Annotated in this window: 9 protein-coding genes; 6 read left to right on the top strand and 3 right to left on the bottom strand. The window is 64.4% G+C overall.

All coding sequences use genetic code 11. The annotated features are described in order from the left end of the window. Positions 1–13 precede the first annotated feature (13 nt). Entirely contained in the window at positions 14–1,072 is a 1,059-nt protein-coding gene (locus NKJ13_RS05295; RefSeq protein ID WP_352777235.1) for an ABC transporter ATP-binding protein, read from the top strand. Between the two features lie 29 nt (positions 1,073–1,101). Here the strand turns inward: NKJ13_RS05295 and NKJ13_RS05300 are convergent, their stop codons facing one another. After that, the gene (locus NKJ13_RS05300; protein WP_502899797.1) at positions 1,102–2,175 is read right to left on the bottom strand and encodes a Gfo/Idh/MocA family protein; all 1,074 of its coding nucleotides are present in this window, start codon (positions 2,173–2,175) and stop codon (positions 1,102–1,104) included. A 60-nt stretch (positions 2,176–2,235) separates the two neighbouring features. After that, on the bottom strand, positions 2,236–2,892 hold the full coding sequence (locus NKJ13_RS05305) for a GntR family transcriptional regulator (RefSeq protein WP_352777239.1): 657 nt from the start codon (positions 2,890–2,892) through the stop codon (positions 2,236–2,238). A 226-nt stretch (positions 2,893–3,118) separates the two neighbouring features. Here NKJ13_RS05305 and NKJ13_RS05310 point away from each other — a divergent pair, with 226 nt between their 5' ends. Next, on the top strand, positions 3,119–4,276 hold the full coding sequence (locus NKJ13_RS05310) for an LLM class flavin-dependent oxidoreductase (protein WP_352777242.1): 1,158 nt from the start codon (positions 3,119–3,121) through the stop codon (positions 4,274–4,276). Then, positions 4,276–4,758 (top strand): flavin reductase family protein, encoded by a 483-nt coding sequence (locus NKJ13_RS05315; protein ID WP_352777244.1) that lies wholly within the window; start codon positions 4,276–4,278, stop codon positions 4,756–4,758. The genes NKJ13_RS05310 and NKJ13_RS05315 overlap by 1 nt, the downstream gene beginning before the upstream one ends. On the opposite strand, the gene NKJ13_RS05320 is transcribed toward NKJ13_RS05315, so the two are convergent. Beyond that, positions 4,743–5,810: a LacI family DNA-binding transcriptional regulator gene (locus tag NKJ13_RS05320; protein ID WP_352777246.1), complete on the bottom strand. Its 1,068-nt coding sequence runs from the start codon at positions 5,808–5,810 to the stop codon at positions 4,743–4,745. The two genes, NKJ13_RS05315 and NKJ13_RS05320, sit on opposite strands and share 16 nt — an antisense overlap. 111 nt (positions 5,811–5,921) lie before the next feature. On the opposite strand from NKJ13_RS05320, the gene bglB reads away from it, so the two are divergent. Genes bglB through NKJ13_RS05335 form a run of 3 tightly spaced genes read left to right on the top strand, consistent with a single transcriptional unit; the run spans position 5,922 to position 10,368 of the window. Further along, positions 5,922–7,022 carry a beta-galactosidase BglB gene (gene bglB, locus NKJ13_RS05325; RefSeq protein WP_352701578.1) on the top strand — a complete coding sequence of 367 codons (1,101 nt, stop codon included), beginning with the start codon at positions 5,922–5,924 and terminating at the stop codon, positions 7,020–7,022. Next, positions 7,022–7,852, top strand: coding sequence for a 5-dehydro-4-deoxy-D-glucuronate isomerase (kduI, locus tag NKJ13_RS05330; RefSeq protein ID WP_352701577.1), 831 nt, complete (start codon positions 7,022–7,024; stop codon positions 7,850–7,852). The genes bglB and kduI overlap by 1 nt, the downstream gene beginning before the upstream one ends. Next, positions 7,849–10,368, top strand: a complete 2,520-nt coding sequence (locus NKJ13_RS05335; protein WP_502899788.1) for a hypothetical protein — start codon at positions 7,849–7,851, stop codon at positions 10,366–10,368. Before kduI ends, NKJ13_RS05335 begins: the two co-directional genes overlap by 4 nt. Positions 10,369–10,404 lie beyond the last annotated feature (36 nt).

The raw sequence follows: 10,404 nt of genomic DNA on the forward strand, positions 1-10,404 counted from the left end.
CAGGAAAGATCCAATGGCATCGGTAACAATCAACAACGTGCAGAAGGCCTTCGGGGCCACCAAGATCATTCACGACGTCAGCGTCGACATCGCCGACGGCGAATTCGTCATCCTGGTCGGTCCGTCGGGATGCGGAAAATCGACGCTGCTGCGCATGATCGCAGGCCTTGAAACGATCTCCGGCGGAAAGATCGCCATCGGCGAACGCATGGTCAACAATCTGCGCGCGCGGGACCGGAACATCGCCATGGTGTTTCAGAATTATGCGCTCTATCCGCATATGACTGTTGCCGACAATATGGGCTTTGCCCTCAAGATCAAGAAAGCCGATCCGGCCGACACCGCTGGCCGGGTCCGGAAGGCAGCCGGCATTCTTGGCCTGGAAAAGTTGCTTGACCGCTATCCGCGCCAGCTTTCTGGCGGCCAGCGTCAGCGCGTTGCCATGGGCCGCGCGATCGTACGCGACCCACAGGTCTTCCTGTTCGACGAGCCGCTCTCCAACCTCGATGCCAAATTGCGCGTCCAGATGCGCGGCGAGATCAAGGCCCTGCACCAGCGGCTGGGTACTACGACGATCTATGTCACGCACGACCAGATCGAGGCCATGACCATGGCCGACAAGATCGTCGTGCTGCATGACGGCCTAGTCGAGCAGATCGGCGCGCCGCTGGACCTCTACGACCGTCCGGCCAACCTCTTCGTTGCCGGTTTCATAGGCTCGCCCGCCATGAACTTCATTGCCGGCCGCATCGAGGAGGGCGTGTTCCGCAGCGCCGGCGGGTTGATCCTGCCGTTGCCGGAAGGCGCCCGGCCGAAGGATGCCGCGGGACGCGAACTCGTCTACGGCATTCGACCGGAACATATCCGGGCAACCGGGCAGGGCGTGCCGGGCACGATCACGCTTCTCGAGGCGACCGGCTCGGAAATCTTCGCCAGGGTCGATTGCTCCGGTGAAGAAATCTCCTGCCTCTTCCGAGAAAGGCTTGCGCTCAAGCAAGGCGAAGGGGTGCGGATCGAAATCGATCGCGCATGTGCGCATCTGTTCAACGCAGCAACCGGTCGGCGCATCTGACTCGGTGGTTGGTGAATGCGTGGTTGGCCTTAGGTCGGCAATGCGAATTCACCGGCGAGTTCGATGGCGCGGCCTTCGCGGGCCGATCTCTCGGCGGCAAGACCCATGACGACAGCCCACCAGCCGTCTCGCAAGGTCACTTCCACTTTGCCTTGTCCGCGCACCGCAGCGGTGAAGCGAGCGTGCTCGAAAAAGGTCGAACCGTTATGGTCGCCTGCCTCGAGCAGCCGGGGGTCGACGGGAATCTCCAGCAGTCGTGGTCCAGGCGGATCGCGCGGGCTGACGATCAACTGGGGCACTGGCGCAGGGCCAAGGTGGGTCGGCCAGAAACGGCCTGGTCCGGGCACCAGACATTCGATCTTTCCGTCGCCGCCGACAGCGCAGAGTTCCTCCTGGTAGCGGCTGCCCTCGGCAAACATGCAGAGTTCCAGCATGGCGCGCGCGCCGCTCGCGAAATCAACCAGCACATAGCCATGGTCAAGGATATCCGGCCTCTCACCGCCATAGCGTTCGTCGAGATGGTTTACGGCCTGTCCAGCGCTCGCCATCACACGGACGGGATCCGATTCAAGGATCAGCCGCATCAGGTCGAAGAAGTGGCAGCACTTCTCGACGAACGTGCCGCCGGTGTTGCGGTTGAAGCGGTTCCAGTCGCCGACTTTGGCCAGAAACGGGAAGCGGTGCTCGCGGACCGTCAGCATGCGGATGCCGCCGGTGGCGTGGCGCGCCTGCTCGATGAATGCGGCGACGGGCGGCATATAGCGGTATTCCATGGCCACCCAGACAAGCGGAAGCCGAGCTTTCAGCGCCGCGATCCGCTCCTCGTCGGCGGCGTCGGTGAAGAGCGGCTTTTCCACCAGTACCGGCAGTGGTCGAAGTGCGGCGATCTGCTCCATCTGACTGAGGTGCTGGTGATTGGGGCTGGCAATCAAGACGCTGTCCACCTCGTCCATCGCCAGCAGTTCGGCGATCGATGCCGCCGATCGCGCGCCCGACGCCGTCGCCAGCGACGCCGCCAACATGCCGGGGTCCGGCTCGACGATCGCGGCCACGTGCGCGTCGGGCAACAGAGCGATATTGCGGATATGCTCGCGGCCCATCATGCCGCAGCCGATGATGCCGTAGCCGATCGATGATCTGGTCACGCTGCGTCTTCCTCCGGCCTATCTGAAACGCGTGACGTACCGCGCCGCGCCCGGATCGAACCAGCTGCTGGAATATTCCGCGCTGGCGCCGTCGCCAGCCCAGGCGATACGTTCTATGAACCCCACGACCGTCCCCGGCGGTGGCCTGAATTCGAGCGGGGCCCAGTCCGGCGCGGGTGCGACGGCAACATGGTCTTCGGCGCGAACGATCGAAAAGCCGAGAGCGAGCCGGTAGTGGAGATAGAGGGATTCCGACAAATCCTCGCGCTTGAGCCGCTCGGCGCGGCTGACGTCCAGCCAGATCTCCTCGACCGCGGCCGGCTCGCCGTCGAGCCGCCGCAGCCGGCGTATACGGTGGGCTTCGCCGGCGCTGCCGAATTGCGGCAGGTCGGCGGGCTTGCGCAGTCGCTCGACGGACAGCACGTCGGCGCTCGGCAGGCCGCCGCCGCCGATACGCTCCAGGCGAAAGAAAGCATAGACCCCGAGCAAGTCGCCGCGCGCCCGCACATAGTTACCCGAGCCCTGGATGCGGTCGAGAAGGCCCTTTTCGGTCAAATCTGCCAGCGCCCGCCTGAGCGTGCCGACGGCAATCCCGAGGCTCGCGGCCATCTCGCGCTCGGGCGGCAACCGCGCCCCGTCGGCCAGCCGTCCGGCCGCGATTTCGCGGATCAGCATTTCGCTGGTCTGCAAGTGCACAGGCAAGGGCCCGCGCATCTGGCTGGATCGGTGGCCGGGGTCAGCCCTTGTCAAATGCATCCCGCGTTCCAATCGCATCCCGGTTTCGGGTTTGGCTCAAATTGATACAGTATTGATCTACACCAAAACGAATGCTACGCAAGCCCTGTTCGCAGCTCCGGACCTCTTTGAAGAATGGCCCGAGCTTCTTTTTTGAAGAGTGGCAATGAGCATCGTCCCAATCACCTCGCCGGATCTCGATGCAGCCGAAGTCTCGTGGTTCGCCGCACTCTGCTCGGACGACTATCGCTATCTCGGTGTGCCGGACGGCGCGTTGCGCTCGAGCTGGGCGCATTGCTCCGAGATCGTGAAGGCGTCCGAGGAACTAGGTTTCCGCAACATCCTGTGTCCGTCGTCCTATCAGGTCGGCCAGGACACGCTGAGCTTCGCAGCCGGCTGCGCGCCGATCACCTCGAAGATCAATCTGCTCGCCGCTGTGCGCTGCGGCGAGATGCAGCCGATCATGCTGGCGCGCACGATTGCGACGCTGGATCACATGCTGGAAGGCCGGCTGACGGTGAACATCATTTCGTCGGACTTTCCGGGCGAGACAGCCGACAACGCCTACCGTTATCAGCGTTCGCGCGAGGTTGTGCAGATCCTGCGCCAGGCGTGGACCAGGGACAGCATCGATTTCGAGGGCGAGGTCTATCGCTATAAAGGACTCTCGACGGCGCCAGCGAAGCCCTATCAGCAAAATGGCGGCCCGCTGCTCTATTTCGGCGGTTATTCGCCCGACGCGCTCGAGCTTTGCGCCGAACAGTGCGATGTCTACCTGATGTGGCCGGAAACCAGGGAGGAACTTGCCGGGCGCATGAAAGCCGTCCACGAACGCGCCGAGCGTCATGGGCGGACGCTCGACTACGGCCTGCGCGTCCACATGATCGTGCGCGACACCGAGGCCGAGGCAAAGGAATATGCCCGGGAGCTGGTTTCGAAGCTGGACGACGAGCAGGGCAGGGCGATCCGCGAGCGCGCGCTCGACGCCCGATCGCTCGGCGTATCGCACCAGGCCAGGAACCGCCAGATCGCCGATGCCGAAGGCTATGTCGAGCCGCGTCTGTGGACGGGTGTCGGGCGAGCGCGCTCTGGCTGCGGCGCGGCGCTGGTGGGCTCGACCGATCAGGTTCTGTCGGAAATCGAGGCATATATGAAGATGGGGATCCGCGCCTTCATCTTTTCCGGCTACCCGCATCTCGACGAGGCGCGCCATTTCGGCACCAAGGTGCTGCCCCAGCTCAAGACATGCTCGCTCCCGCACGCCTATGGCCGGGTGCCGGAACGGATCCCGGCGACACCACTGGGAACGGGGGAGCGCCGCTGATGGAGCATGTCGTGTGCGATCCACGCCTTTTGCGCAATGCCTTCGGGCGCTTCGCCACAGGCGTAACGGTCGTCACCACTGGCACGGCCGACGGCCCGGTCGCAATCACTGCCAACAGCTTCTCATCCGTGTCGCTCGACCCGCCGCTGGTCCTCTGGTCAATCGGCCGCCACTCGCGCCGGTTCGAAGCCTTCGCTAATTCCGCGCACTACGCCATTCACGTGCTGGCGGAAGATCAAATCGATCTGTGCTGGCGTTTTTCGAAGTCGGGGACGGACTTTGCCGATCTTGACCTGTCGTGGAACGAGCACGGCGTGCCATTGCTGCCGCGCGCGCTGGCGCGGTTCGAATGCAGCGTCGCCGACCGTTTCCCGGCTGGCGACCATATGATCCTGCTTGGACGTGTCCTTGAACTGGAGACGCAAAAGGGTTTGCCGCTGCTCTTTGCTGGCGGCAAGTCGCGCGCTCAAGAGGCCAGTTGATGACCGCCGGCGCCGCTCCGGGCTGGTGCCGTCGACTGGCGCACCACGAGATTGCAGGCAAGCTCGACGCGGCGCGGCGGCGACCCCGAATGGGCCATGTCGTCGAGCAGCAGGCTAAGTGCTGCCGATCCGATCTCGCGCATGGGAATGTGCATCGCCGTCAGCGGCGGGTTGCAGAAGGCAGCGAGCGGCAAGTCGTCCATACCGACCACGGACACATCGCCAGGCACCGAATATCCGGCCTCCTGGACGCCGGCGATGGCACCAAACGCCAGGCTGTCGCCGGCCGTCAGCACGGCGGTGAAATCGAGGCCGCGGGCCGCGATGCGCTTGGTCACGGCTCTGCTCGCAAGTTCCGGCAGCCAGTCCTGCACCTCGACCACAAAGTCGTCGAAGCCGGCAATGCCGGCCGTGATCAGCGCGTCGCGCCAACCTTCATAGCGCCGCTCGATTGTGCGCCGGCCACGCCGCATCAGGAACAGGATGCGGCGGTGGCCAAGGCCGATCAGATGCTGCGCGGCAAGCATGGCGCCAGAGCGATTGCAGGGCGTCACGCTCGAATGGCGCATCGAGGGATCGTCGCCGTTGACGAGCACGATCGGCTTAGCGAAGCCGGCTGTCAGCGTCAGCACATCGTCATCGTCCAGCGTCAGAAACAGGCAACCGGCGACGCTGTCGTCGCGCTCGGATTCACGCAGCAGCGCGATTTCGTCCTCGGGCGCCGAAACCGGCCGGGTCACCAGTTCGACGCCCAGCAACCCGGCACGCTCGTTCAGTCCATCAAGGACATGGTAGGTGAACTGATTGCGGGCACTGTCCACCATTGCCACGCTGCTTGCGGCCAGGATGACCTTGCGGCCGGCAACCGAGGCGGGAATGGCGTAGTTCATCGACTTCGCCGTTTCGATGATCCTGGTGCGAAGCTCATCCCTCACGCCGCCGACGCCGCTCAGCGCACGGGAGGCGGTGCTGACCGACACGCCGCAACGCGCCGCGATCTCCTCAAGTCGAATGCGGCGGCTGGGGCGGCCGCGCTTGCCCTGGATATTCATCCGCTTCGTTATCTCCGGCAAAGTCATCCGATTAATGCAAAAAATTTTCAGATTGCGCAAGAAAAATGGCTGTGAAACAGTTCTGATGAAGCGGGAGAAACGGGAGGAGTGATGCCGCTATCGGCCGAACGCCTGAATTCCGCGCTTGCCAGCCTCGTGGCGGGCATGACCGGCTTGCGTCATGACGGGCGGTTCCATGAGCCTAATCTCGACGGCACGCCGGGCGACTATGTCAGCTTCGACAGCTGGGAATGGCCACAAGGCGTGGGGCTCTACGGGCTGGTTCGGCTGTGGGCGCAGACCGGCGACGATCGGCTGCTGCAGACGATCGAGACCTGGTATGATCGACGCATCGCTGCCGGTCTCCCGGCGATGAACGTCAACACCACCGCGCCTCTGCTGGCGCTAAGCGAATTGTGGCGACGGCGGCGCCAGCCGCGCTTCGAGCCGGTCCTGCGCGAATGGGCCGAGCAGGTAGTCATCGCCTTGCCGCGGACGCCCGAAGGCGGTTTCCAGCATGATGTTTCGGACCGGGTCAACGACGACGAATTGTGGGACGACACGCTGTTCATGGTGGCGCTGTTCCTCGCATCCTACGGCCAGGCTGCCGGCCAGCGTCGCTTCGTCGAGGAAGCAGAAAGGCAATTCCTGGTTCACGCCCGTTATCTCGCTGACCCGGCATCAGGGCTGTGGTTTCACGGCTGGACGTTCGCGGGACGGCACAATTTCGCCCGTGCGCGTTGGGCGAGAGGCAATGCCTGGATTACCGTCGGTATTCTCGAACTGGTGGAGTTCGCCGAAATTGCACCTTCGGTCCGGGCCTATCTGCTCGGCGTGCTGGACACGCAGATCAACGCCCTGCTCGAGGTGCAGGCAGGTTCGGGCGCATGGCACACTCTGCTCGACGACCCGATGTCTTACGAGGAGATTTCCGCCACGGCCGGCTTCGGCTACGGGTTGATGAAGGCCGCGCGGCTCGGAATCGGCTCGACAGAGTGCCGTGCCGCCGGCCTCCGCGCCTTGGAAGCCGTGGTGGCCAACATCGATGACAAAGGTGTGGTGGCGAACGTGTCCTATGGCACACGCATGGGCGCCGACCTGCAGTTCTATCGCGATATACCCATCCATCCGACGGGCTACGGGCAGGCGCTGGCCATTCTGTGCCTGACCGAAGGGGCGCGGCATCTGCAGTCGAAGGTGGAGGCGGCGTGATGCGGACGCTCTATGGCGCGTCGCCGGGCGATATTGCCGGCATGGACACGGACCGGCTGAGGGCCGAGTTCCTCGTCGACGGCTTGTTCCGGCCTGGCGCGATCGAATTCGTCTACACCCATGTCGACCGCATGATCTTCGGTGGCGCGATGCCGCTGGCCAACCCGCTGGCATTCGGCAACGGGGCCGAAGTCGGCACCCCGCTCTTCTTTGACGCGCGCGAGATGGGCATCGCCAATCTCGGCGGCAATGGCACGGTCGCGGTGGACGGCCGGCGCTTTCACGTGGCTAACCGCGACATCGTCTATGTCGGACGTGGAGCGCGTGAGGTGACGCTGGAGAGCGACGATCCGGAGAGGCCGGCACGCTTCTACATGAACTCGGTGCCGGCCGGCGCCGATGTTGCGCACCGTCTCATCGTCAGCAGCGAAGCCAGGCCGCTTGTGCTCGGCGAGGAGGCCCGCGCGAACAGGCGCACGCTGCGTATGTACATCCATCCCGAAGTGGCCCCGTCCTGCCTCTTGCTGATGGGGATCACCGACCTCGCGCCGGGCAGTGTGTGGAACACCATGCCGCCGCATCTGCATGAGCGGCGCATGGAAGCTTATTGCTATTTCGACCTCGCCGAGGCCGACCGTGTAATCCATCTGATGGGCCGGCCAGACAAGACGCGCCACCTGATGGTCGCTGACGGCGACGTCGTCCTGTCGCCTGCCTGGTCTATCCATATGGGTGCCGGGACCGGCCCCTATGCCTTCGTCTGGGGCATGACCGGCGAGAACCAGGCCTACACCGATGTCGATCCAGTTGCCGTGAAGGATTTGCGATGAGCGAGGCCGCGCAAAGCGTTCGGACGGACTTTACGCTGCGCCGGCCGCTCATGGCGGGGCAGCCAATCGTCTATTGGCGGCTCGGGTCTATCGCCGAGCAACGCTACGACGTGGCCGACCAGCCCATGCAAGGCGAGATGGATCCCTTCTTCTTCCTGACCAAGCACAAGAATTTCATTCCCCATGAATATCCGTGCCGCGCGCAGTTCGCAGCGGAACGACGCGGCAAGCGACCACAGGTCAGCGCCGAATTCGGCGCCGAGCGCATCTGGCTGCCCTTCGCCTCGCCGCGCATCGACCTATCGGGCTTCTGGTTCCGGCCGACGGTGCTTGGAACCTGGGCCGAGACCACCATCGAGGCGGCCTCGACTGGCGAGGCGCTGGTGCGGCTGCGCACATGCGGCGGCGCCACACTCTTTGCCAATGGCGAGGAAGCCGGCTGGATGGCGCCCTACGGCCGCAATCTGGAAAGTGCAGAGCATTTCAAGATCGCGCTGAAGGCCGGCCGCAACGACGTCCGGATATGGTTCGACGATCTCGCAGAGCGCGACGCCCGCTACTATTTCCAGCTCGATTATCTATCCGGTCCGGCTGCTTCGGTGGCACTGCCGATCGAAGTCGAGAGCGGCGTTGCCGATGCGATGGAAGCAGCCCTTGACGACATGCATTTCGACCGTCCCGCCTATGACGGCGGCGAGGTGGCGCTCGTCACCGGCGTGGCCCTGCCGCGCGACGCGCAAGTCGAGATCGAGATCGAAGGCGATTTCATGTCGATCGAGACGCCGGTGCGCTTCGCCTTCGATCTGCCGGCGGGCCAGACGCGGCTGCCGATCGCCGATACCGAGCAGCTGCCGGCCGACTTTCGCCATTTCAAGGTGGCGCTGACGGTCGCAGACCATTCCGTATCGCGTGTCTTCGGCGTCGAGATATGCCACGCGCGCCGTCAGGGCGATGCGCCGGAAACGCTTACCGCGCGTATAGATGAAGCCCTGCGCGAGGTCGCCGGTCACGCCGAGGCCGACACCGTGCGCGCGCTGGCGCGCCTGGCGATCGGGCGGCAGGGCGCCGAGACCGACGCCATGATCTCCGGCACGCTGCCGGCGATCGAGGATTGTCACGATTGCGCCGACTTCATCCTGGTGCCGCTGCTGTGGTGCCGCAAGGCCTATGGCGATCGGCTGGAAGCGAGCCTGCGCGCGCGCGTCGACAACGCCATCCTCGGCTATCGCTACTGGATGGACGAGCCCGGCAATGATGTGCAGTGGTACTTCTCCGAGAACCACGCGCTGCTCTTCCACACCGCCGCCTATATTGCCGGGGGCCTGTTGCCTGATGTGCGGTTCGTGCGGTCGGGCCGCCTTGGCCGCGAACAGTCCGCGGTTGGAGCCGCGCGTGTACGCGCCTGGCTCGACCATTTCGAGGCATGGGAGATGGCCGAGTTCAACTCGGCGCCTTATTTCCCGATCGACCTCAAGGGCCTGTGCGCGCTCTACGCGCTGGCCCCGGACAAGGACATCGCCGAACGTGTCGGCAAGGCAATCATACGCCTGCTTGAACTCGTCGCCCGCTCGGCGCACCGCGGCATTCTCACCGGGGCGCAGGGCCGCTCCTATGAGCACACGCTGCGCGCCGCGCGTTCCCTGGAATTATCCGGCATCTGCCGCATGCTTTGGGGCAAGGGCAATTACGGCATGCGCTTTCACGCGCTGCCGCAGCTGGCACTCTGTCTGCGGGATCACGATTTGAGCGTTCCCGATGGGTTGGCTGCAATTGCTTCCCTCACCGACGATACGGCGTGGGAATGGACTTTCGCGCAGGGACAAGACCGCTTCGCGCGGCTCTACCACTATAAGACGCGCAACCATGCGATGGGCAGCGCCGCTGGCTACCGCTGGAACCAATGGGGCTATCAGGAAACCGTCATTCACGCCCGGCTGGGCAAGAATCCGGATGCGCAGATCTGGATCAACCACCCCGGCGAAGTGCTGCAGTCGGGATATGGCAGACCATCATATTGGGGCGGCTCAGGCACTTTGCCCCGGCTTCACCAATACCGCGACCTCGCCATAGTCAGCTTCTCCTGCTCGGATGAACAGCCCGACTTTTCACACGCCTGGTTCCCCGCAAGTGCCTTCGATGCCGTGCAAGTGGGTGGCGATCGGGCGCTCGCGCAATCTGGCGACGCCTTCGTCATGTTGAAGACGGATGTTCCGCTCACGCAGGTCGTGGCCGGCCCGACCGCCGGCAACGAGTTGCGGGCGGCGGGACGCAGGACGACATGGATCGTCCGCCTCGGTGATCGGAATGCCAATCTGCCGGCGCTCGACGCGTGGGCGGGCGCCTTTGCCGGCCTGTCTGTGCGGTCGGGTCCAGACGGCGAGTTGACCGCCGAGGATCCGGAGTACGGCACGGTGCATTTCCTGGCCGACGCAAGGATTGTGGCTGAGGGACGTACACTCGATCCGGCCAATTGGACCGTGCGCGGTGAGGCGATGCGCATGAAGCAAAGAGAGTAGGGAGGAAATCGGCTGCGACGCTCAAGAGGAGAGGGC

Source organism: Mesorhizobium sp. M0174 (assembly GCF_040322275.1).
Classification (GTDB): Bacteria; Pseudomonadota; Alphaproteobacteria; order Rhizobiales; family Rhizobiaceae; genus Mesorhizobium.